The organism is Erwinia psychrophila (assembly GCF_039023475.1).
Classification (GTDB): domain Bacteria; phylum Pseudomonadota; class Gammaproteobacteria; order Enterobacterales; family Enterobacteriaceae; genus Erwinia.
The window spans coordinates 285,867-308,272 of record NZ_JBCHVB010000002.1; the positions used below are offsets into that span (position 1 = coordinate 285,867).

At 57.1% G+C, this 22,406-nt stretch carries 19 protein-coding genes; 15 read left to right on the forward strand and 4 right to left on the reverse strand.

Annotated elements, in window-relative coordinates:
• From leuC to leuL, 4 genes are all read right to left on the reverse strand, one after another.
• The gene (leuC, locus tag AAH446_RS07370) at nucleotides 1–1,398 is read right to left on the reverse strand and encodes a 3-isopropylmalate dehydratase large subunit (RefSeq protein WP_342906066.1); all 1,398 of its coding nucleotides are present in this window, start codon (nucleotides 1,396–1,398) and stop codon (nucleotides 1–3) included.
• 2 nt (nucleotides 1,399–1,400) lie between these two features.
• Nucleotides 1,401–2,489, reverse strand: coding sequence for a 3-isopropylmalate dehydrogenase (gene leuB, locus AAH446_RS07375; protein WP_342906067.1), 1,089 nt, complete (start codon nucleotides 2,487–2,489; stop codon nucleotides 1,401–1,403).
• A gap of 2 nt (nucleotides 2,490–2,491) precedes the next feature.
• Nucleotides 2,492–4,060, reverse strand: a complete 1,569-nt coding sequence (gene leuA, locus AAH446_RS07380) for a 2-isopropylmalate synthase (protein ID WP_342906068.1) — start codon at nucleotides 4,058–4,060, stop codon at nucleotides 2,492–2,494.
• Nucleotides 4,061–4,148: 88 nt separating this feature from the next.
• A complete protein-coding gene (gene leuL / locus AAH446_RS19755) occupies nucleotides 4,149–4,232 on the reverse strand; it encodes a leu operon leader peptide (protein WP_428946228.1) in 84 nt (27 codons plus the stop codon).
• Nucleotides 4,233–4,966: 734 nt separating this feature from the next.
• Here leuL and ilvI point away from each other — a divergent pair.
• From ilvI to AAH446_RS07455, 15 genes are all read left to right on the forward strand, one after another.
• Entirely contained in the window at nucleotides 4,967–6,691 is a 1,725-nt protein-coding gene (ilvI, locus tag AAH446_RS07385) for an acetolactate synthase 3 large subunit (protein WP_342906069.1), read from the forward strand.
• A 2-nt stretch (nucleotides 6,692–6,693) separates the two neighbouring features.
• Complete coding sequence (gene ilvN / locus AAH446_RS07390; RefSeq protein ID WP_342906070.1) at nucleotides 6,694–7,185, forward strand: acetolactate synthase small subunit; 492 nt, start codon at nucleotides 6,694–6,696, stop codon at nucleotides 7,183–7,185.
• A gap of 199 nt (nucleotides 7,186–7,384) precedes the next feature.
• The gene (cra, locus tag AAH446_RS07395) at nucleotides 7,385–8,389 is read left to right on the forward strand and encodes a catabolite repressor/activator (protein ID WP_342906071.1); all 1,005 of its coding nucleotides are present in this window, start codon (nucleotides 7,385–7,387) and stop codon (nucleotides 8,387–8,389) included.
• A 559-nt stretch (nucleotides 8,390–8,948) separates the two neighbouring features.
• On the forward strand, nucleotides 8,949–9,407 hold the full coding sequence (mraZ, locus tag AAH446_RS07400) for a division/cell wall cluster transcriptional repressor MraZ (protein WP_342906072.1): 459 nt from the start codon (nucleotides 8,949–8,951) through the stop codon (nucleotides 9,405–9,407).
• Nucleotides 9,408–9,409: 2 nt separating this feature from the next.
• Nucleotides 9,410–10,351: a 16S rRNA (cytosine(1402)-N(4))-methyltransferase RsmH gene (gene rsmH / locus AAH446_RS07405; RefSeq protein WP_342906073.1), complete on the forward strand. Its 942-nt coding sequence runs from the start codon at nucleotides 9,410–9,412 to the stop codon at nucleotides 10,349–10,351.
• Nucleotides 10,348–10,665 carry a cell division protein FtsL gene (gene ftsL, locus AAH446_RS07410; RefSeq protein ID WP_342906074.1) on the forward strand — a complete coding sequence of 106 codons (318 nt, stop codon included), beginning with the start codon at nucleotides 10,348–10,350 and terminating at the stop codon, nucleotides 10,663–10,665. Before rsmH ends, ftsL begins: the two co-directional genes overlap by 4 nt.
• An 8-nt stretch (nucleotides 10,666–10,673) precedes the next feature.
• Nucleotides 10,674–12,449: a peptidoglycan glycosyltransferase FtsI gene (locus tag AAH446_RS07415; protein ID WP_342906075.1), complete on the forward strand. Its 1,776-nt coding sequence runs from the start codon at nucleotides 10,674–10,676 to the stop codon at nucleotides 12,447–12,449.
• Nucleotides 12,436–13,923: a UDP-N-acetylmuramoyl-L-alanyl-D-glutamate--2,6-diaminopimelate ligase gene (gene murE, locus AAH446_RS07420; protein ID WP_342906076.1), complete on the forward strand. Its 1,488-nt coding sequence runs from the start codon at nucleotides 12,436–12,438 to the stop codon at nucleotides 13,921–13,923. Before AAH446_RS07415 ends, murE begins: the two co-directional genes overlap by 14 nt.
• The gene (murF, locus tag AAH446_RS07425) at nucleotides 13,920–15,281 is read left to right on the forward strand and encodes a UDP-N-acetylmuramoyl-tripeptide--D-alanyl-D-alanine ligase (protein WP_342906077.1); all 1,362 of its coding nucleotides are present in this window, start codon (nucleotides 13,920–13,922) and stop codon (nucleotides 15,279–15,281) included. The genes murE and murF overlap by 4 nt, the downstream gene beginning before the upstream one ends.
• A complete protein-coding gene (gene mraY / locus AAH446_RS07430) occupies nucleotides 15,275–16,357 on the forward strand; it encodes a phospho-N-acetylmuramoyl-pentapeptide-transferase (RefSeq protein WP_342906078.1) in 1,083 nt (360 codons plus the stop codon). Before murF ends, mraY begins: the two co-directional genes overlap by 7 nt.
• Before the next feature lie 3 nt (nucleotides 16,358–16,360).
• Entirely contained in the window at nucleotides 16,361–17,677 is a 1,317-nt protein-coding gene (gene murD / locus AAH446_RS07435; protein ID WP_342906079.1) for a UDP-N-acetylmuramoyl-L-alanine--D-glutamate ligase, read from the forward strand.
• Nucleotides 17,677–18,891: a cell division protein FtsW gene (gene ftsW, locus AAH446_RS07440; protein ID WP_342906080.1), complete on the forward strand. Its 1,215-nt coding sequence runs from the start codon at nucleotides 17,677–17,679 to the stop codon at nucleotides 18,889–18,891. The genes murD and ftsW overlap by 1 nt, the downstream gene beginning before the upstream one ends.
• A complete protein-coding gene (gene murG / locus AAH446_RS07445; protein WP_342906081.1) occupies nucleotides 18,888–19,946 on the forward strand; it encodes an undecaprenyldiphospho-muramoylpentapeptide beta-N-acetylglucosaminyltransferase in 1,059 nt (352 codons plus the stop codon). The genes ftsW and murG overlap by 4 nt, the downstream gene beginning before the upstream one ends.
• Before the next feature lie 70 nt (nucleotides 19,947–20,016).
• Entirely contained in the window at nucleotides 20,017–21,492 is a 1,476-nt protein-coding gene (murC, locus tag AAH446_RS07450) for a UDP-N-acetylmuramate--L-alanine ligase (protein ID WP_342906082.1), read from the forward strand.
• Complete coding sequence (locus AAH446_RS07455) at nucleotides 21,485–22,405, forward strand: D-alanine--D-alanine ligase (RefSeq protein ID WP_342906083.1); 921 nt, start codon at nucleotides 21,485–21,487, stop codon at nucleotides 22,403–22,405. Before murC ends, AAH446_RS07455 begins: the two co-directional genes overlap by 8 nt.
• Nucleotide 22,406 lies beyond the last annotated feature (1 nt).

Sequence of the window (22,406 nt, forward strand, 5' to 3'; positions counted from 1 at the left end):
TCAGTTCAGTTTGCGGATATCGGCAAAGTGACCGGCTACCGCCGCCGCGGCTGCCATCGCCGGGCTGAGCAGATGCGTGCGTCCGCCACGGCCCTGGCGGCCTTCAAAATTGCGGTTGCTGGTGGACGCGCAGCGTTCACCCGGATTGAGGCGATCGTTGTTCATCGCCAGGCACATGGAGCAGCCGGGAAGCCGCCACTCAAAGCCCGCCTCCAGAAAGATTTTATCTAACCCTTCGGCTTCCGCCTGCGCCTTCACCGGACCGGAACCCGGTACGACATAGCCCTGAACGCCAGCGGCGAGCTTATGCCCCTTCACCACGGATGCCGCCGCCCGCAAATCTTCAATGCGGGAGTTGGTGCAGGAGCCGATAAAGACTTTATCGATACGCACCTCGGTCAGCCTGATGCCGGGCTTGAGATCCATATAAGCCAGCGCTTTTTCCGCCGAAGCGCGCTCAACCGGATCGCTGAACGAGGCCGGATCGGGAATGCATTCGTCCACGGCAATGACCTGACCGGGATTGGTTCCCCAGGTCACCTGTGGAGCAATCGCTGCCGCATCGAGCGTGATAACTTTATCGAACTGTACGCCGGCATCGCTCTTCAGCGTTCGCCAGTAGGCCACGGCCTTTTCCCAGGCCTCGCCTTTCGGCGCAAACTGGCGGCCTTTCAGATAGCTGAAGGTCGTTTCATCCGGCGCGATCAGCCCCGCCTTCGCGCCCAGTTCAATCGCCATGTTGCAGAGCGTCATGCGTCCTTCCATGCTCAGTTGCTCTACGGCCGGGCCGCAGAACTCCACCACATGGCCGTTGCCGCCGCCGCTGCCGGTTTTACCGATGACCGCGAGGGCGATATCTTTTGCGGTGATCCCCGGCGCGGTCTCTCCCACTACCTCAACTTTCATGGTTCTGGCGCGGGACTGCTTCAGCGTTTGCGTCGCCAGCACATGCTCAACTTCCGAGGTGCCGATGCCAAACGCCAGCGCGCCTAATGCGCCGTGCGTGGAGGTGTGCGAGTCCCCGCAAACAATCGTCATGCCGGGCAGGGACATCCCCTGTTCGGGACCGATAACGTGCACGATGCCCTGATACGGATGCTTGAGGTCATATAAAGGAACGCCAAACTCCCCGCAGTTCTTAATCAGCATGGACATCTGTATGCGGGCCATCTCGCCGCTGGCGTTGATATCCCGCGTCTCGGTGGAGACGTTATGATCCATGGTGGCAAAAGTTTTGGCCGGCTGGCGCACCGGGCGGCCATGCGCGCGCAGGCCGTCAAATGCCTGTGCGGAGGTCACCTCATGCACAAGATGACGGTCGATATAGAGCAGCGGCGTTTCGTCAGGCGCGTCATGCACGACATGCGCATCAAACAGCTTTTCGTATAACGTTTTCATTTTCAGGCTTCGCTGACAAATCGGGCAATGATGGAACCCATCTCATCGGTGCCGATGGCCTGGCCCTCACCGGCCAGATCGGCGGTACGGTAGCCTTCGGCCAGCGCACGACTGACGGCATTATCAATCGCATCTGCCACCTCGGGCGCGTCGAGGCTGTAGCGCATCAGCAGCGACAGCGACAGGATCTGGGCAATCGGGTTAGCGCAGTTTTTGCCGGCGATGTCGGGCGCCGAGCCCCCGGCGGGTTCGAACAGGCCAAAACCCTGCTCGTTCAGGCTGGCGGAGGGCAGCATGCCCATAGATCCGGTGATCATCGCGCACTCGTCGGAGAGGATATCGCCAAACAGGTTAGAACAGAGCATGACGTCAAACTGAGATGGCGCTTTGATTAGCTGCATGGTGGCGTTGTCGATGTACATATGCTGTAGCTCAACGTCGGGATAATCTTTTGCCACTTCGCTGACGATCTCACGCCAGAGAATGGAAGATTGCAGCACATTCGCCTTATCGATAGAGGTCACTTTTTTACGGCGCTTGCGCGCTGACTCGAAAGCGATACGAGCGATGCGTTCGATCTCAAAGCGATAATAAACCTCGGTATCAAAGGCGCGTTCATGCTGCCCGCTGCCTTCACGCCCCTTCGGCTGGCCAAAGTAGATGCCGCCGGTCAGTTCGCGAACGACAAGGATATCAAACCCCTTTGCGGCGATATCGCTGCGCAGCGGACAAAAGGCTTCCAGGCCGCTGTGCAGGCTGGCGGGGCGCAGGTTGCTGAACAGCTTAAAGTGCTTGCGCAGCGGCAGCAGCGCGCCGCGCTCAGGCTGCTCCGCCGGCGGCAGATGCTCCCATTTCGGGCCGCCCACGGAGCCAAACAGGATCGCATCAGCCTGTTCGCAGCCGGAGATCGTCTTTTTAGGCAGCGGCTCGCCGTGGCGATCGATAGCGATGCCGCCCACGTCATATTCGCTGATGGAGATGCGCATGTTAAAACGCTGGCGAATCGCATCCAGCACCTTACTGGCCTGGGCCATCACTTCGGGACCGATACCGTCACCCGGCAATATGGCAATATGAAAAGTCCTGGACATGATTACACCGTCTCCTTCTGGTCATTAGCGTGGGATTTGCGTTGCAGTTCCTGCTCCACCTGGCGGGCACGCCAGATATTGTTCAGCGCGTTGATCATCGCCTTCGCCGAGGATTCGACAATATCCGTCGCCAGACCGACGCCGTGGAATTTACGGCCCTTGTAGTTGACCACGATATCAACCTGGCCCAGCGCGTCTTTCCCCTGGCCTTTGGCGCTCAGCTGATATTTCACCAGCTCCGCGTCGAAATCCGTAATGCGGTTAATCGCCTGGTAGACCGCATCGACCGGCCCATTCCCGGTTGCCGCTTCCGATTTAACCTCATCACCGCAGGCCAGCTTGACGGAGGCGGTTGCCATAACGCTCGAACCTGACTGCACGCTGAAATAGTCCAGACGGAAATGTTCCGGCTCTTCGTTCTGCTTATTAATGAACGCCAGCGCTTCCAGATCGTAGTCAAAAACCTGACCTTTCTTATCCGCCAGCTTCAGGAAGGCGTCATACAGCGTATCCAGGTTGTAGTCATTCTCCTTATAACCCATCTCATCCATACGGTGTTTCACGGCGGCGCGTCCGGAGCGTGATGTCAGGTTCAGCTGAATCTGATTCAGGCCGATGGACTCCGGCGTCATGATTTCATAGTTCTCGCGGTTCTTCAGCACGCCGTCCTGATGAATACCGGAGGAGTGGGCGAAAGCGCCAGTGCCGACAATCGCTTTGTTAGCCGGGATCGGCATATTACAAATCTGGCTGACGATCTGACTGGTGCGATAGATTTCCTGATGATGGACGTTGGTATGCACATTCATTAACTGGCCGCGGGTTTTGATCGCCATGATGACCTCTTCCAGCGCGCAGTTACCGGCACGCTCGCCCAGACCGTTTAACGTCCCCTCGACCTGGCGGGCACCGGCCTGAACCGCAGCGATCGAGTTACCTACCGCCATACCCAAATCGTCGTGGGTATGAACAGAGAGCACGGCTTTATCGATGTTGGGAACGCGGTTGATCAGCTGCGCAATAATATTGCTGTACTCGTCGGGAAGGGTATAGCCCACGGTATCCGGAATATTGATGGTAGTGGCACCCGCATTGATGGCGGCTTCCACCACGCGGCAGAGATCGTCAATCGGCGTACGGCCGCCATCTTCGCAGGAAAATTCAACATCATTGGTATAATTGCGCGCGCGTTTCACCATGCGAACGGCGCGGTCGATAACCTCAGGCAGCGTACTGCGCAGCTTGGTGGCGATATGCATCGGCGATGTAGCCAGAAAGGTATGAATACGGTAAGCATCAGCAATGCGCAGCGCTTCATAGGCGGCATCAATATCTTTCTCCACACAGCGGGCCAGCGCGCAGACGCGGCTGTTTTTAATCTGGCGGGCGATTGTCTGTACGGATTCAAAGTCACCCGGCGAGGAGACAGGAAAACCCACTTCCATCACGTCAACGCCCATCCGCTCAAGCGCGAGCGCGATTTGCAATTTTTCTTTCACACTCAGACTTGCCTGTAACGCCTGCTCGCCGTCGCGCAGAGTGGTATCGAAAATAATGACTTGTTGGCTCATGGGATAATTCCTTATCAGGTTGTCTTCGCTGTTGCCGCGAGCAAAAAAAAACCCGCGCATCGGCGCGGGTTTTTTTGTCAGTCTGAAATCAGTGATTGATTCCGCCCACAAGGCTACCGCGCACAGAGGATGCGTTTAGTAGTAGACCGAGTAGGCGGGAATGGCGAATCATTAATTTCAGACCTCATCAATATGTTGTGACTTTATTGATACTTGATTAGTAGGGGCAATGTCAACCATCAGGCGCGCTTATCTGCACCTGTCCGGGATACCGCATCGGGAAAATAGTCTGGCGCAGTCAGGTTACGCAGCACAACTGGCAGGAAAAAATACCTTAACGCATTTCAGGAACGCCTTAAACGCAGGAAATGAAAGGGTGATTTTTATGTATTTCTTTTAAAATCATTTGGTTGGTAGAGGTGTCTGTCGGGAGCGTAGCGGAAGGATTAACGCTTTTTACTTAGTTAAATATATTAATAACGTAATTGCGATTAGCATATAAACCTGAATCCTTTAAAAATGTTGAACGAGTCAACTTATTTTGAAAATACCTCAGCGCGATCAACAAAACGATTAACCTGAAAATGAACATCTCCACAGGACAAACCGCTTTTCTTCCGCTTTATAGTCAGCGTAATTATCGCTAACTTCTCCGCCGCGTAGCACCTTTCCGCCCGGTTATATGGGGTGAGCGCGCGCGCGGTGATTGCCTGTCAACTTTTCTGCGGTTATGGTACTTAATCAACAGAATGTAAAAAATAATAAGGGCATCGCCCTGTACCTGGATAGGGGAAATGACTTCCCTTATCTGAATCAACACAGGTTTGATCGTATCTGGCCACTCTCCTGAAACAGAGAGCGGCATTCATCGCAGCGCGATCAGCACCTTAAAGCCTGGAGGCAAGAATGGAAATGTTGTCAGGAGCCGAGATGGTCGTCCGCTCATTGATCGATCAGGGCGTGAAGCATGTATTCGGCTACCCCGGCGGCGCGGTTCTGGATATCTATGATGCGCTACAGACCGTGGGCGGCATCGATCATATTCTGGTGCGTCACGAGCAGGGTGCCGTACACATGGCGGACGGCTATGCCCGTTCAACCGGGGAAGTCGGCGTGGTGCTGGTCACTTCCGGCCCCGGCGCAACCAATGCGATCACCGGGATTGCCACGGCCTATATGGATTCAATTCCGATGGTTGTGCTGTCAGGACAGGTCCCTTCTTCCCTGATTGGCTATGACGCTTTCCAGGAGTGCGACATGGTGGGGATCTCCCGCCCGGTCGTCAAACACAGCTTTATGGTTAAGCACGCGGAAGATATCCCAACGGTAATGAAGAAGGCCTTCTGGCTTGCTGCCAGCGGACGTCCCGGCCCTGTGGTGGTCGATCTGCCGAAAGATATGATGAATCCGGCAAACAAACTGCCTTACGTCTGGCCGGACAGCGTCAGCATGCGCTCTTATAATCCGACCACGCAGGGGCATAAAGGGCAGATCAAGCGGGCGCTGCAAACGCTGCTGGCCGCTAAACGTCCGGTGATTTACGCCGGTGGCGGCGTCGTGAACGCCGACTGTTCCGGTGAACTGCGGCAGCTGGCTGAAACGCTTAACCTGCCTGTCGCCGCTTCGCTGATGGGACTGGGTGCCTTTCCCGGTACGCATCGCCAGAGCCTGGGCATGCTCGGTATGCACGGCACTTACGAAGCCAATATGACCATGCATAATGCGGATGTCATCTTCGCCGTTGGGGTACGTTTTGACGATCGTACGACCAATAACCTCGCGAAGTACTGCCCTGATGCCACCGTGTTGCATATTGATATCGATCCGACGTCCATCTCTAAAACTGTTGCCGCCGATATCCCCATTGTGGGCGATGCCAGGCAGGTATTACAGCAGATGCTTGAGCTGATGGCGCAGGGCGACAACGCGCAGAATTTTGACAGCCTCCGCGACTGGTGGCGGCAGATTGAACAATGGCAGGCTCGTCAGTGTCTGGCTTACGATCGCAGCAGTGAAAAAATCAAACCTCAGGCGGTAATTGAGACAATCTGGAAGCTGACGAAGGGAGAGGCCTATGTGACTTCCGACGTTGGCCAGCATCAGATGTTTGCCGCTCTTTACTATCCGTTCGACAAACCTCGCCGCTGGATCAACTCAGGCGGTCTGGGCACCATGGGCTTTGGCCTGCCAGCTGCGCTGGGCGTGAAGCTGGCGCTGCCAAAAGAGACGGTCATCTGTGTGACCGGCGATGGCAGCATCCAGATGAATATTCAGGAACTCTCCACGGCGCTGCAGTACGATCTGCCGGTGCTGGTGCTGAGCCTGAACAACCGCTTCCTCGGCATGGTGAAGCAGTGGCAGGATATGATCTATTCCGGTCGCCACTCCCAGTCCTATATGGAGTCGCTGCCTGATTTTGTGCGCCTGGCCGAAGCCTACGGGCATGTGGGCATCGGGATTTCACATCCGGACGAGCTGGAGTCGAAGCTGACCGAAGCGCTGGAAGCGTTAGGCAAAGGGCGCCTGGTTTTTGTTGACGTCAATGTGGACGGTACCGAACACGTATACCCAATGCATATTCGCGGCGGCGGGATGGACGAAATGTGGCTGAGCAAAACGGAGAGGACTTAATTATGCGTCGTGTTTTATCGGTACTGCTGGAAAACGAGTCCGGCGCATTATCGCGCGTGGTGGGGCTGTTCTCCCAGCGCGGCTATAACATTGAGAGCCTGACCGTAGCGCCTACGGACGATCCCACCCTGTCGCGAATGACGATTCAGACGGTGGGCGATGAAAAAGTGATTGAGCAGATCGAAAAGCAGCTGCATAAGCTGGTGGACGTGCTGCGCGTGACGGAGCTGGGGCAGGGCGCTTTTGTCGAACGTGAAATTATGCTGGTGAAGATCCAGGCCAGCGGCTATGGCCGGGAAGAGGTAAAGCGCAGCGCGGAAATTTTCCGCGGGCAGATTGTCGACGTAACGCCAACGCTTTATACGGTTCAGCTGGCAGGCACCAGCGACAAGCTGGACGCCTTTCTGAACAGCGTCCGCGATGTGGCGGAAATTGTTGAAGTTGCCCGTTCCGGCATCGTTGGCGTAGCCCGTGGCGATCGCATTATGCGCTAAGTACAGCGCTGTCCCCCTGACAGAGTCAGCTAACCCGGCGTAATGCCGGGTTTTTTAATTTTTGTCCTAAAGCGCCCGCCCGGACGCAAAAGCAGTTGCTCAGCCCACTAATCTGCTGTTAGATGTAACAAATGTCTTATCCTTAGCCGCGACGTGGCTATTTTTTGCGCCGTTACGGCGCATGAAGTGTGGGGTTCTTGTGAAACTGGATGAAATTGCGCGCCTTGCCGGAGTATCGCGCACGACGGCCAGCTACGTTATTAATGGTAAAGCCAGGCAGTATCGTGTCAGCGATAAAACCGTCGAGAAAGTCATGGCGGTGGTGCGTGAGCACAACTACCACCCGAATGCGGTAGCGGCAGGCCTGAGAGCCGGGCGTACGCGCTCCATAGGCCTGGTTATTCCCGATCTGGAGAATACCAGCTACACGCGGATTGCCAATTATCTTGAACGGCAGGCGCGCCAGCGTGGCTATCAGCTACTGATAGCCTGTTCTGAAGATCAGCCCGATAACGAAATGCGCTGCGTTGAGCATCTGCTTCAGCGTCAGGTCGATGCGATTATTGTCTCCACGTCGCTCCCGCCAGAGCACCCTTTCTATCAGCGCTGGATTAACGATCCTCTGCCCATTATTGCGCTGGACCGTGCGCTCGATCGCGAACATTTCACCAGCGTGGTCGGTGCCGATCAGGATGATGCCGCAATGCTGGGCGCTGAGCTTCGCAAGCAGCCGGTAAACTCGGTGCTTTTTCTCGGCGCACTGCCTGAACTGTCCGTCAGCTTCCTGCGTGAGATGGGGTTTCGGGATGCCTGGAAAGGCGACAAGCGTCAGATTGATTTTATCTACGCCAACAGCTTCGAACGTACGGCGGCGGCGGCCCTGTTCGAAACCTGGCTGGAAACCCATCCTATGCCGGAGGCGCTTTTTACCACCTCCTTTGGCCTGCTTCAGGGAGTGATGGACGTCACGCTGAGACGCGAGGGGCGGCTGCCTGGCGATCTGGCGATCGCCACGTTTGGCGATCATGAACTGCTCGATTTTCTGGATTGTCCGGTACTGGCCGTGGGGCAGCGGCACCGCGACGTGGCTGAGCGCGTGCTTGAACTGGTGCTGGCAAGCCTGGATGAACCCAAAAAACCCAAGCCGGGTTTAACGCGCATCCGTCGTAATCTCTACCGCCGGGGAAGATTAAGCCGGCGTTAATGTTAAAGCATAACTAAAAAGGCAGCCTGGCTGCCTTTTTTGATCGCCATTCTATTTTCTCGTTTTTAATTAGGCTTTTTTTCAAAATTAGCGGCAGATAAATTGTTTATGTTGCCAAACGTTAAATCAGCGTAAATTAAGGTAAATGTAAAACGCGCCGTCTAAGGTTATATAAATCCTGCTCTTTAATACAAATTTACATTTACCGCCGCGCAGGCCCTGCGGGCGCGGCGGGGGCGGCAGGGGAAATCCTTAGGATAGCGCTTAAAATGTCGCGCAGGTCGCAAAGTTGACGCTCGCTTTCTTCCTCTCTGAAAGTGTTATATTTTTGAACAACTGATTCGCTGGCAAAAAAAATTACCGCTATTCATCAGTTTATTTTTTACCTTCCTGTCAGATTCGTTAACTTTTTAACTCTCCGCATTTTTTCTTTCTTAAGAAATAATCCCGTTCCGGCTTCGCTGTTGCTTGACAATGTTTTCCTCTGCTCCGTAAACTCCCCCGGTGGGAATTAGTGGTATAAAGTGGTGAGAAAAGGTAACCGGAGGGTGAGGCTGGCATGTTCCGTGGAGCAACGTTAGTCAATCTCGACAGTAAGGGACGGCTCGCTGTGCCTACGCGCTATCGCGAAACGCTGATCGGGGAGTCACAGGGGCAAATGGTCTGTACCATTGACCTCCGCCAGCCATGCCTGCTGCTTTATACCCTGCCCGAATGGGAAATTATTGAACGTAAGCTGGCTCGCTTATCCAGTATGAACCCTGAAGAGCGTCGCGTTCAGCGTCTGCTATTGGGGCATGCCAGTGAATGCCAGATGGATAATGCAGGCCGGGTGCTGGTAGCCAATACGCTTCGCCAGCATGCGAACCTGACCAAAGAAGTGATGCTGGTTGGGCAGTTCAATAAGTTTGAGCTGTGGGACGAACAGACCTGGTATCAACAAGTCAGGGAGGATATTGACGCGGAGCAGTCGACTCAGGAACCGCTTTCTGAGCGTTTGCAGGATTTGTCATTATAACTATGCAGGAAAATTTTAAACATACCACGGTGCTGTTGGACGAGGCGGTAAAGGGCCTCAATATCCAGCCTGATGGCATCTATATCGATGGCACCTTCGGACGAGGTGGACATTCGCGACTTATTCTCTCGCAGTTAGGCGAGCAGGGCCGGCTGTACGCCATTGACCGTGATCCGCAGGCGATTGCGGCGGCGGAAGCGATTACCGACCCCCGCTTCACCATCATTCACGGCCCTTTTTCCGCGCTGGCAGACTATGCCGAAGCGCGTGGATTAAGTGGCAAGATTAATGGGATCCTGCTGGATCTGGGCGTTTCATCTCCTCAGCTGGATGATGCCGGGCGCGGTTTCTCCTTTATGCGTGATGGACCGCTGGATATGCGCATGGATCCGACCCGCGGGCTCTCTGCCTCCGAGTGGCTGCTTCAGGCAGAAGAAAGCGATATCGCTTTTGTACTGAAAACCTTCGGCGAAGAGCGTTTTGCTAAACGTATCGCCCGGGCCATCGTTGAGCGTAATCGTGAACAGCCGATGACCCGCACCAAAGAGCTGGCCGATGTGATTTATGCGGCCACGCCGGTGAAGGACAAATTCAAGCATCCGGCCACCCGCAGTTTCCAGGCGATTCGTATCTGGATAAACAGTGAACTGGAAGAGATTGAGCAGGCGCTGAAGGGGGCGCTGACCGCGCTGGCACCGGAAGGCCGGCTCTCCGTAATCAGCTTCCACTCTCTTGAAGACCGGATTGTTAAGCGATTTATGCGCGAACAGAGTCGCGGTCCCCAGGTGCCGGCCGGTATTCCGCTGACCGAATCGCAGCTGAGCAAGCTGGGCGGACGTCAGCTTAAGGCACTGGGCAAGATGATGCCCGGTGAGGCGGAGGTCGCGGAAAACCCCCGCGCCCGTAGTTCCGTACTGCGCATTGCTGAGAGGACGGCGTCGTGACGGGCGAGCGGCATAGTCTACCGGGCGCGATCGCAGACGATATTCTGCGTCACGGTAAAATCCCGCTGATTCTGGCCGTTGCGGTGACGATCTCCGCCGTGCTGGTGGTGACCACGGCGCATAAAACCCGCCTGCTCACCGCACAGCGTGAGCAGCTGGTGCTGGAAAAGGATGCGCTGGATATTGAGTGGCGCAACCTGATCCTGGAAGAGAATGCCCTCGGCGATCATAGCCGGGTTGAGAGGACGGCAACGGAAAAACTGCAAATGCAGCATGTCGATCCATCGCAGGAAAACATCGTGGTACAGCCATAAGAGACGGAATGAAAGCCGCAACCAAGACGCAGAAGTTAAAACGCCCGGAGAATCAGGCCAGCTTTATCAGCTGGCGTTTTGCGTTGTTGTGTGGCTGTATCCTCATCGCGCTGGCGGCGCTGCTCTCTCGCGTGGCCTGGCTACAGGTTATCAGCCCCGACAAACTGGTACGGGAAGGGGACATGCGTTCTCTTCGCGTGCAGGCGGTGCCGACCGCGCGCGGCATGATTACCGACCGTGCCGGCCGGCCGCTGGCGGTCAGCGTGCCGGTGAATGCCATCTGGGCCGATCCCAAAGAGCTGCATGACAGGGGAGGGATTACCCTCGACAGCCGCTGGAAAGCGCTGTCAGACGCCTTATCGATCCCGCTCGATCAGCTGGCCGCCCGCGTCAACGCCAATCCTAAGGGCCGCTTCGTCTACCTTGCCCGACAGGTTAATCCCACGATTAGCGACTACATCAAAAAGCTCAAGCTGCCGGGCATTCATCTGCGGCAGGAGTCCCGCCGGTACTATCCGGCAGGCCAGGTGACCTCGCACCTGATTGGCTTTACCAATATCGACGGTCAGGGCATTGAAGGCGTTGAAAAAAGCTTCGATAAGTGGCTGACCGGCGAGCCGGGCGAACGCACGGTGCGTAAAGATCGCTTTGGCCGCGTGATTGAAGATATCTCCTCCGTGGACAGCCGCGCCGCGCATAACCTCGCCCTCAGCATCGATGAACGCCTGCAGGCGCTGGTCTACCGCGAGCTGAATAACGCCGTTGCCTTCAACAAGGCGGAGTCCGGTACGGCGGTGCTGGTGGATGTGAATACCGGCGAGGTGCTGGCGATGGCCAACAGTCCTGCCTATAACCCAAACAACCTCAGCGGAACCCCCAAAGATGTGATGCGTAACCGCGCCATCACCGATATCTTCGAGCCGGGTTCCACCGTGAAGCCGATGGTCGTCATGACCGCGCTCCAGCGTGGCGTGGTGAAGGAAAATACCGTACTGAATACCGTTCCCTATCGCGTCAACGGCCATGAAATCAAAGACGTGGCGCGCTATAGCGAGCTGACCCTGACCGGGGTTCTGCAAAAATCGAGTAACGTCGGTGTTTCTAAGCTGGCGTTAGCGATGCCATCCTCAGCGCTGGTAGAAACTTACGCGCGTTTTGGATTGGGTAAAGCGACCAATTTGGGGTTGGTCGGAGAAAGCAGTGGCTTATATCCTCAAAAACAACGGTGGTCTGACATAGAGAGGGCCACCTTCTCTTTCGGCTACGGGCTGATGGTAACACCGTTACAGTTAGCGCGAGTCTACGCAACAATCGGCAGCTACGGCATTTTACGCCCGCTTTCGATTACCAAAGTTGATCCGCCAGTGGCAGGTCAGCGCGCTTTCCCTGAACACGTCGTGCGTACCGTCATGCATATGATGGAGAGCGTCGCTCTGCCGGGCGGCGGCGGCGTGAAAGCGGCGATCAAAGGCTATCGCATTGCGATTAAAACCGGGACGGCGAAAAAGGTCGGACCGGATGGGAAATATGTCAATAAATACATCGCTTATACCGCTGGCGTCGCGCCGGCGAGCCGTCCACGTTTTGCGCTGGTCGTGGTGATTAACGATCCCCAGGGTGGCAAATATTACGGTGGTGCCGTATCAGCACCCGTTTTTGGCGCGATCATGGGAGGCGTGCTGCGCACCATGAATATTGAGCCTGATGCACTGCCTCCAGCGGTTCCGGTGGAGAATAATGAAAAAATAGTTAACAGAAGTGAGGGATCGAGTGACCGATCGTAACTTGCGCGAACTGCTGGCGCCATGGGTGCCCGGCGCACCTTCGCTGCCGCTGAAAGAGATGATTCTGGACAGTCGCGTGGCGGCTTCCGGCGACCTGTTTGTGGCTATCAAAGGCCATGTGGCAGACGGACGCCGTTTTATACCGCAGGCGATAGCACAAGGCGTTGCCGCCGTGATCGCTGATGCAGAAGGTGAAGCTGAGGATGGTCATATCGCCATGATGCATGGCGTGCCGGTCATTTACCTGGCGCAGCTTTCCCAGCGCCTTTCCGCGCTGGCGGGACGTTTTTATCATCAGCCCGGCGAAAAGCTGAAGCTGGTCGGGGTGACCGGTACCAACGGTAAAACCACCACCACTCAGCTTCTGGCTCAGTGGGCGAGCTTGCTGGGTGAAACGGGTGCGGTAATGGGCACGGTAGGTAATGGTCTCTATGGCCAGCTTGCACCGGCGGAAAATACCACCGGTTCAGCGGTAGACGTACAGCACACGCTAAATTCTCTGGTTGAACAGGGGGCGACGCTCACCGCGATGGAGATCTCCTCTCACGGTCTGGTGCAGCACCGCGTAGCCGCGTTGCCCTTTGCCGCCGCCGTTTATACCAACCTGAGCCGCGATCATCTTGATTACCACGGTGATATGGCGCGTTACGAAGCCGCGAAATGGCTGCTGTTCTCCGAACATCAGGTCGGGCAGGCAATTATTAACGCCGATGATGAGGTAGGACGCCGCTGGCTGGAGAAGCTGCCGGATGCGGTGGCCGTTACCATGGAGAATAATCTTCAGCCTGGCTGCCACGGACGCTGGCTGAAAGCCACCGGGGTTGACTATCACGATAACGGCGCAACGATCCGCTTCAGCTCAAGCTGGGGTGAGGGTGAAATTGAAAGCCGGCTGATGGGCGCGTTTAACGTCAGCAACCTGCTGGTGGCGCTGGGCACGCTGCTTTCGCTGGGCTACCCGCTGCCTTCGCTGATGGCCTCCGCCAGTCAACTTCAGCCGGTAACCGGGCGCATGGAAGTTTTCAGCGCGCCGGGCAAACCGACCGTGGTGGTGGATTATGCCCATACGCCAGATGCGCTGGAAAAAGCGCTGGCGGCGGCACGCCTGCACTGTAAAGGGCAGCTGTGGTGCGTATTTGGCTGCGGCGGCGACCGCGATAAAGGCAAGCGCCCGCTGATGGGCGCCGTTGCTGAACAGTATTCCGACGTGGTCGTCATTACTGATGACAACCCGCGCAGCGAAGATCCTGCGGCCATCGTCGCGGATGTGTTAACCGGCCTGCTTGATGCCGGACGCGCCCGCGTGGTGCCGGGTCGGGCGCAGGCGGTGACCAGCACGGTGATGCAGGCGAAGGAAGGCGATTTTGTCCTGGTGGCGGGGAAAGGCCATGAAGACTATCAGATCGTCGGCAACCGCCGCCTCGACTATTCAGACCGGATGACGGTCGCCCGTCTGCTGGGGGTAATAGCATGATCGTACTTTCCCTTAAAGGGCTAGCGGATATCACGGATGGCGAACTGGTGGGTGGCGATCTCTCCTTTTCTGAAGTGACGACGGATACCCGTAAGGTCAGCGCAGGCTGTCTGTTTATTGCCCTGAAGGGCGAGCGCTTCGATGCCCATCGGTTCGTGGGCGATGCGATCGCCGCCGGTTCGGCAGCTCTGTTGGTTAGTGAGCACTTACCCGTTGCCGTACCGCAGGTGATTGTCGCCGATACCCGCATCGCGCTTGGCCAGCTGGCTGGCTGGGTGCGCCAGCGTTCTCCGGCACGGGTAGTCGGTTTAACCGGTTCGTCAGGCAAAACCTCCGTCAAGGAAATGACTGCGGCGATCCTGCGCGAATGTGGTGAGACGCTCTATACCGCAGGCAATCTGAATAACGATATCGGCGTGCCCCTGACGCTGCTGCGTCTGACCGAAAAGCATCAGTATGCGGTAATCGAAATGGGCGCCAATCATCAGGGTGAAATTGCCTATACCACAGCGCTGGTCCGTCCGGAATCGGCGCTGATCAATAACCTTGCCGCAGCACATCTTGAAGGCTTTGGTTCATTAGCTGGCGTGGCGAAGGCAAAAGGGGAGATTTTCCAGGGGCTGCCTGATAACGGCACCGCTATCCTCAACGCGGACAGCAACGACTGGCCGGACTGGCAGAATATGCTGCACGGCAAAAGAGTCTGGCGCTTCTCGCCTGACGCCCGGACCGACGGCGACTTCTCTGCGACTGACGTAGCTATCACCGCTGCCGGTACGGCATTCACTATGCATACCCCGGCTGGCGCTGTCGCTATTACGCTGCCGCTGCCGGGTCGCCATAATATTGCCAACGCGCTGGCCGCGGCCGCCCTGGCGCTGTCAGTGGATGCGCCGCTGAGCGCGATCCAGAAAGGGCTATCCTCGCTGAAAGCCGTACCCGGAAGGCTTTTCCCTGTGCAGCTGGCAGAGAATAAGCTGATTATTGATGACAGCTATAACGCGAATGTCGGTTCAATGACCGCCGCGGCGCAGGTGCTGGCAGGCATGCCGGGTTACCGGGTGATGGTGGTGGGCGACATGGCTGAACTGGGCGATGAGGCAGAAGCCTGCCACCGTGAAGTTGGCGAAGCTGCCCGTCTGGCCGGGATCGATAAAGTACTGAGCGTAGGGAGCCTGAGCAGACTCATCAGCGAGGCGAGCGAAGAGGGCGAACACTTTACGGATAAAACCGCCGTTACCCAGCGCCTTCGGTCGCTGATTGCGACACATCCTCATATCACCGTTTTAGTTAAAGGTTCACGTAGTGCCGCCATGGAGCAGGTAGTACAGAGCTTACAGGAGAAAGGAACATGTTAGTCTGGCTGGCCGAGCATCTGGTCACATTTTATTCTGGCTTCAACGTCTTTTCCTACCTGACGTTTCGCGCCATTGTCAGCCTGCTGACTGCCCTGTTTATCTCACTGTGGATGGGGCCGCGTATGATCGCCCGCCTTCAGGAGATGTCGTTCGGTCAGGTTGTGCGTAATGACGGTCCCGAATCCCACTTCAGCAAGCGCGGCACGCCGACGATGGGCGGGATCATGATCCTGTTCTCCATCACCGTTTCGGTGCTGATGTGGGCCTATCCATCAAACCCTTATGTCTGGTGCGTGCTGTTTGTGCTGATTGGCTACGGCATTATCGGCTTTATCGATGACTACCGCAAAGTGGTACGTAAAGACACTAAGGGACTGATTGCACGCTGGAAATACTTCTGGCAGTCGGTGATCGCCCTGGGCGTCGCCTTTGTGATGTACATGATAGGCAAAGATACGCCAGCGACCGAGTTAGTCGTGCCGTTTTTCAAAGACATTATGCCGCAGCTTGGCCTGCTCTATCTGCTGCTCGCCTATTTTGTGATTGTCGGCACCAGTAACGCCGTCAACCTGACCGACGGACTGGATGGCCTGGCCATTATGCCGACTGTCTTTGTGGCCGCCGGTTTCGCCCTGGTTGCCTGGGCGACGGGTAATATGAACTTCGCCAACTATCTGCACATTCCTTATCTGCGCCATGCCGGTGAGCTGGTGATTGTGTGTACCGCCATTGTGGGCGCGGGGCTGGGCTTTCTCTGGTTTAACACCTATCCGGCTCAGGTTTTTATGGGCGATGTGGGATCGCTGGCGCTTGGCGGCGCGCTGGGCACGATTGCAGTGCTGCTGCGTCAGGAGTTTCTGCTGGTAATTATGGGCGGCGTGTTCGTGGTGGAGACGCTCTCGGTGATCCTGCAGGTGGGTTCGTTCAAGCTGCGCGGCCAGCGCATTTTCCGCATGGCGCCGATTCATCACCATTATGAACTGAAAGGCTGGCCGGAGCCGCGCGTCATTGTGCGCTTCTGGATTATTTCACTGATGCTGGTGCTGATTGGCCTGGCAACGCTGAAGGTACGGTAAATCATGGCAGATTATCAGGGTAAAAAAGTCGTCATTATCGGGCTGGGCCTTACCGGCCTTTCCTGCGTTGATTTCTTTTTAGCGCGCGGCGTGACGCCACGCGTGATGGATACCCGTGCCGTGCCGCCCGGCGTCGAGAAGCTGCCGGAAAACGTGATGCGCTGGCTGGGCTCCCTGAATGATGACTGGCTGCTGGATGCCGATCTGATTGTCGCCAGCCCCGGCATGGCGCTGGCGCATCCTTCGCTGATGGCGGCGGCAGAAGCTGGCGTGGAGATCGTCGGTGATATAGAGCTTTTCTGCCGTGAAGCGCAGGCGCCGATTGTGGCGATCACCGGTTCAAACGGAAAAAGTACCGTGACCACGCTGGTAGGCGAAATGGCGAAAGCCGCAGGCTGGCCGGTGGGCGTAGGCGGCAATATTGGCCTGCCTGCGCTGATGCTGCTTGAGCAGCCCGCGCAGCTCTATGTGCTGGAGCTGTCGAGTTTTCAGCTGGAGACGACCTACAGCCTGCAGGCCGCCGCGGCGACGATCCTGAATCTCAGTGAAGATCATATGGATCGTTACCCGCTGGGCATGCAGCAGTACCGGGCGGCCAAACTGCGCGTTTATGAACAGGCATCGGTCTGCGTCGTGAACGCTGATGACGCAATGACCATGCCGGTTCGCGGCGCAGATAAGCGCTGCGTCAGCTTTGGCGTGGACGTCGGCGATTATCACCTCAATCATCAGCAGGGCAGCACCTGGCTGCGGGTAAAGGGTGAAAAAGTCCTTAACACCCGCGAGATGATGCTCGTTGGGCAGCATAACTTTACCAACGCGCTGGCGGCGCTGGCGCTGGCCGACGCGGTTGGGCTGCCGCGCGCCTCCAGCCTGAAGGCGCTGACTTCCTTTACCGGACTGGCGCACCGCTTTCAGCTGGTTCTGGATCATAACGGCGTGCGCTGGATTAATGATTCAAAAGCGACCAACGTCGGCAGTACGGAAGCGGCATTGAGCGGACTCAAGGTGGAGGGCAAACTCTGGCTCTTGCTGGGTGGTGACGGCAAATCGGCCGACTTCAGCCCGCTCGCTCCTTATCTGCAAGGCGACAGCGTACGCCCCTACTGTTTTGGCCGTGACGGCGACGCGCTGGCTGCGCTGCGACCCGATATTGCCGTACGTACGGCAACAATGCGCGAGGCGATGCAGCAGATCGCCAGCCAGGTAAAGCCGGGCGATATGGTTCTGCTTTCGCCCGCCTGCGCCAGCCTGGATCAGTTTAAAAACTTTGAGCAGCGTGGCGAAATCTTCACGCAGCTGGCTAAGGAGCTGGGCTGATGAGAATGATTGGCGCTGCTCTGGCCGGTGGGATCACGAATCGTCTGAAAGAGTGGGTGATGGGCCCACGCGAGAGCGACGAGAGTGCCACGATTCTCTATGATCGCACGCTGCTCTGGCTCACGCTTGGCCTGGCGATGATCGGCTTTGTGATGGTGACTTCGGCGTCAATGCCGGTGGGGCAGCGTCTCTCGGAAGACCCGTTCTACTTCGCCAAGCGTGATGCGCTTTACCTGATACTGGCATTTTGTATGTCGCTGGTAACGCTGCGCATTCCGATGGCGTTCTGGCAGCGCTACAGCAATATCATGCTGCTGGTCACGGTATTCATGCTGCTGATTGTGCTGGTGGTCGGCAGCTCCGTTAACGGTGCATCGCGCTGGATTGCGCTTGGGCCGCTGCGTATTCAGCCAGCCGAACTGTCGAAGCTGTCGCTGTTCTGTTACCTCGCCAGCTACCTGGTGCGTAAGGTCGACGAGGTCCGCAATAACTTCTGGGGCTTCTGTAAGCCGATGGGCGTGATGGTGGTGCTGGCGGTACTGCTTCTGGCGCAGCCTGACCTGGGAACCGTAGTGGTATTGTTCGTGACCACGCTGGCGATGCTGTTCCTTGCCGGGGCCAAGCTCTGGCAATTTCTGGCTATTATCGGCTCCGGAATTTTCGCCGTTTGCCTGCTGATTGTTGCTGAGCCATATCGTATGCGCCGTGTGACCTCTTTCTGGAATCCCTGGGAAGATCCATTCGGTAGCGGCTACCAGCTTACCCAGTCCCTGATGGCCTTTGGCCGCGGGGAATTCTGGGGGCAGGGGCTGGGAAACTCGGTGCAAAAACTGGAATATTTACCGGAAGCGCACACCGACTTTATCTTCTCCATTATTGGGGAAGAACTGGGTTATATCGGTGTGGTTTTTGCCCTGTTGATGGTATTCTTCGTCGCTTTTCGCGCGATGTCCATCGGTCGTCGCGCGCTGGAAATGGACCAGCGTTTTGCGGGTTTTCTGGGCTGCTCCATCGGCATCTGGTTCAGCTTTCAGGCGCTGGTCAATGTCGGCGCGGCGGCGGGCATGCTGCCAACCAAAGGGTTGACGCTGCCGCTGATCAGTTACGGTGGATCGAGTCTGATTATTATGTCTACCGCCATCGTTTTTTTGCTACGTATAGATTATGAAACGCGCCTGGCCAGAGCACAGGCGTTTACGAGAGGTAGCCGATGAAAGGGAAACGCCTGATGGTCATGGCGGGTGGAACAGGCGGGCACGTTTTCCCTGGTCTGGCCGTGGCTCACTATCTGATGGCGCAGGGCTGGCAGGTTCGCTGGCTGGGCACGGCTGACCGCATGGAGGCCGATCTGGTGCCGAAACACGGCATTGATATCGACTTTATCCACATCAGCGGCCTGCGTGGCAAAGGGCTGAAGGCCCAGCTTGCGGCGCCGCTGCGTATCTTCAAGGCGGTACGCCAGGCGCGGGCCATCATGAAGGCCTGGCAGCCAGACGTAGTGCTCGGTATGGGCGGTTACGTTTCCGGCCCAGGCGGGCTGGCCGCCTGGAGCTGTGGTATCCCGGTGGTGCTGCACGAGCAGAACGGCATTGCCGGACTGACCAACAAATGGCTGGCGAAAATCGCCAAAAAGGTGATGCAGGCATTTCCTGGCGCTTTTCCTGATGCGGATGTGGTCGGTAATCCGGTACGCACCGACGTACTGGCGCTTCCCCTACCGGAAGCGCGGCTGGCAAACCGGCTGGGTCCGGTACGCGTGCTGGTTATCGGCGGCAGTCAGGGCGCCCGCGTTCTCAATCAGACGATCCCTCAGGTCGCGGCAATACTGGGTGAGTCCATCACCCTGTGGCACCAGGTCGGTAAAGGATCGCTGGAAAGCGTGAAGGAAGCCTATCAGCAGGTTAACCAGACGCAGCATAACGTCACTGAGTTCATCGACGATATGGCTGCCGCCTACGCATGGGCCGATGTGGTGGTCTGTCGTTCCGGCGCGCTGACGGTCAGCGAAGTGGCTGCGGCCGGATTACCGGCGATATTTGTGCCTTTTCAGCATAAAGACCGCCAGCAGTACTGGAATGCGCTGCCGCTTGAACAGGCGGGTGCGGCAAAAATTTATGAGCAGCCGCAGTTTACTGCGGCGGCGGTGGCAGAGACGCTGGCCGGTTGGGATCGCCCGACTTTACTGCAGATGGCAGTAAAAGCACGCGGCGTTGCGATCCCGGATGCGACCGAACGCGTTGCGGCTGAAGTCAGCGCCGTGGCGTTATAAAAGAGAATTTGCAGGGCTGAAGGTTCGGCCCTTAACAAAAGGTGCATCAGTGCACCGACAGGCAGAAAAGATGAATACACAACAACTGGCAAAACTGCGTACTATCGTGCCCGAGATGCGTCGCGTCCGGCACATTCACTTTGTTGGCATCGGCGGTGCTGGCATGGGCGGTATTGCCGAAGTGTTGGCCAATGAAGGTTATGAAATCAGCGGTTCGGACCTGGCACCAAACGCGGTGACCCAACATCTGAGCAAGCTGGGGGCGACCCTCTATTTCAACCATCGCCCTGAGAACGTCAGCGATGCGAGCGTGGTTGTAGTTTCTACCGCCGTTTCGCAGGATAACCCGGAAATTATTGCCGCCCGTGAGGCGCGTATTCCGGTGATCCGCCGTGCTGAAATGCTGGCCGAGCTGATGCGTTTCCGCCACGGGATCGCCGTTGCGGGTACCCACGGCAAGACCACCACGACAGCGATGTTATCAAGTATTTATGCGGAAGGCGGACTCGATCCGACCTTCGTTAACGGAGGCCTGGTGAAGGCCGCCGGCACGCACGCCCGTCTGGGCAGCAGCCGCTATCTGATTGCCGAGGCGGATGAGAGCGACGCCTCGTTCCTGCATCTTCAGCCGATGGTGGCGATCGTCACCAATATTGAAGCCGACCACATGGATACCTATCAGGGCGACTTCGAAAATCTGAAGCAGACGTTTATCAACTTTCTGCACAATCTGCCCTTTTATGGCCGCGCCGTGCTGTGCGTGGACGATGCCGTCATCCGCGATCTCATTCCCCGTGTCGGCCGCCAAATCACCACCTATGGCTTCAGCGAAGACGCCGACGTGCGTATCGCCAGCTATGAGCAGCATGGCGCGCAGGGTCACTTCACGCTGGCCCGCCTCGATAAACCGCTTATGCACGTGACGCTGAACGCGCCAGGCCGCCATAACGCGCTTAACGCGGCGGCAGCGGTGGCGGTGGCGACGGAAGAGGGCATTGAGGATGATGAAATCCTCAGCGCGCTGGAGAGCTTCCAGGGGACGGGCCGCCGGTTTGATTTCCTCGGTGAATATCCGCTGGCTGAGGTGAATGGCCAGGCAGGCACGGCGATGCTGGTGGATGACTACGGTCACCATCCCACCGAAGTGGATGCCACGATCAAAGCGGCGCGCGCAGGCTGGCCGGAAAAGCAGCTGGTTATGATTTTCCAGCCGCACCGCTACACGCGAACCCGTGATTTATATGACGATTTCGCGAATGTGCTGTCTCAGGTAGATGTGTTGCTGATGCTGGAGGTCTACTCCGCGGGCGAAACGCCCATTCCGGGTGCAGACAGCCGCTCGCTCTGCCGCACCATTCGCAGCCGGGGCAAGGTGGATCCCATTCTGGTCTCCGATCATGATGCCGTGCTGGAAATGCTGGCGCCCAAGCTCAGCGGTAACGATTTGATTCTGGTGCAGGGCGCCGGAAATGTAGGGCGCATTGCACGTACACTGGCTGACAATAAGCTACAACCGCAGAAAAACGAGGGGGAACATCATGGCTGAGAAAGTAGCGGTATTGCTGGGTGGCACCTCTGCGGAGCGCGAAGTGTCACTGATGTCAGGCAACGCGGTGCTGGCCGGGCTGAAAGAAGCGGGCATTGACGCGCATGCGGTGGACATCCGTGATTTTCCGGTGATGCGGTTAAAAGATGAGGGCTTCGATAAGGCCTTTATCGCGCTGCACGGGCGCGGTGGTGAAGACGGTACGTTGCAGGGCGTACTTGAGTTTCTCTCGATCCCCTATACCGGCAGCGGCGTGATGGCCTCGGCCATCACCATGGATAAGCTGCGCACCAAGCAACTCTGGCAGGGCTGTGGTCTGCCGATTGCCCCGTATGTGGCGATCACCCGTAAGGAAATGGATGCCGGATTGAGCAAAGAGATGCGCGCGCGCATCACGGCCCTCGGTCTGCCTCTGTTTGTTAAGCCAAGCTCCGAAGGCTCCAGCGTAGGCATCAGCCGCGTTAATGAAGCTGACGCGCTTCAGGCTGCGCTGGATGAGGCTTTCCGTCACGATGACGATGTGCTGGTTGAAGCTTTTCTGAGCGGTCCCGAATACACCGTTGCGGTGATCGGGGAAGATATTTTGCCTTCCATACGAATTAAAGTGATTTCTGAGTTCTATGACTATGAAGCAAAATACTTTTCTGACGATACTGAGTACTTCTGTCCGAGCGGCCTGAACGCCGATCGTGAAGCTGAACTGAGCGATCTTGTGATAAAAGCCTGGCGTGCGCTGGGCTGTAGCGGCTGGGGCCGCGTGGACGTAATGATGGGCGGCGACGGCCAGTTTTATCTGCTGGAGGTTAACACCTCGCCTGGCATGACCGGCCACAGCCTGGTGCCGATGGCGGCGAAACAGGCCGGGATGAACTTCTCGCAGCTGGTGGCGCGCATTCTGGAGCTGGCCGACTGAT

Excerpts from the sequence above, each read along its gene's own strand:
- leuC (WP_342906066.1), bottom strand. The coding sequence starts at position 1,398 with ATGAAAACGTTATACGAAAAGCTGTTTGATGCGCATGTCGTGCATGAC.
- leuB (WP_342906067.1), bottom strand. The coding sequence starts at position 2,489 with ATGTCCAGGACTTTTCATATTGCCATATTGCCGGGTGACGGTATCGGT.
- leuA (WP_342906068.1), bottom strand. The coding sequence starts at position 4,060 with ATGAGCCAACAAGTCATTATTTTCGATACCACTCTGCGCGACGGCGAG.
- leuL (WP_428946228.1), bottom strand. The coding sequence starts at position 4,232 with ATGATTCGCCATTCCCGCCTACTCGGTCTACTACTAAACGCATCCTCT.
- ilvI (WP_342906069.1), top strand. The coding sequence starts at position 4,967 with ATGGAAATGTTGTCAGGAGCCGAGATGGTCGTCCGCTCATTGATCGAT.
- ilvN (WP_342906070.1), top strand. The coding sequence starts at position 6,694 with ATGCGTCGTGTTTTATCGGTACTGCTGGAAAACGAGTCCGGCGCATTA.
- mraZ (WP_342906072.1), top strand. The coding sequence starts at position 8,949 with ATGTTCCGTGGAGCAACGTTAGTCAATCTCGACAGTAAGGGACGGCTC.
- rsmH (WP_342906073.1), top strand. The coding sequence starts at position 9,410 with ATGCAGGAAAATTTTAAACATACCACGGTGCTGTTGGACGAGGCGGTA.
- AAH446_RS07415 (WP_342906075.1), top strand. The coding sequence starts at position 10,674 with ATGAAAGCCGCAACCAAGACGCAGAAGTTAAAACGCCCGGAGAATCAG.
- murF (WP_342906077.1), top strand. The coding sequence starts at position 13,920 with ATGATCGTACTTTCCCTTAAAGGGCTAGCGGATATCACGGATGGCGAA.
- mraY (WP_342906078.1), top strand. The coding sequence starts at position 15,275 with ATGTTAGTCTGGCTGGCCGAGCATCTGGTCACATTTTATTCTGGCTTC.
- murD (WP_342906079.1), top strand. The coding sequence starts at position 16,361 with ATGGCAGATTATCAGGGTAAAAAAGTCGTCATTATCGGGCTGGGCCTT.
- ftsW (WP_342906080.1), top strand. The coding sequence starts at position 17,677 with ATGAGAATGATTGGCGCTGCTCTGGCCGGTGGGATCACGAATCGTCTG.
- murG (WP_342906081.1), top strand. The coding sequence starts at position 18,888 with ATGAAAGGGAAACGCCTGATGGTCATGGCGGGTGGAACAGGCGGGCAC.
- murC (WP_342906082.1), top strand. The coding sequence starts at position 20,017 with ATGAATACACAACAACTGGCAAAACTGCGTACTATCGTGCCCGAGATG.
- AAH446_RS07455 (WP_342906083.1), top strand. The coding sequence starts at position 21,485 with ATGGCTGAGAAAGTAGCGGTATTGCTGGGTGGCACCTCTGCGGAGCGC.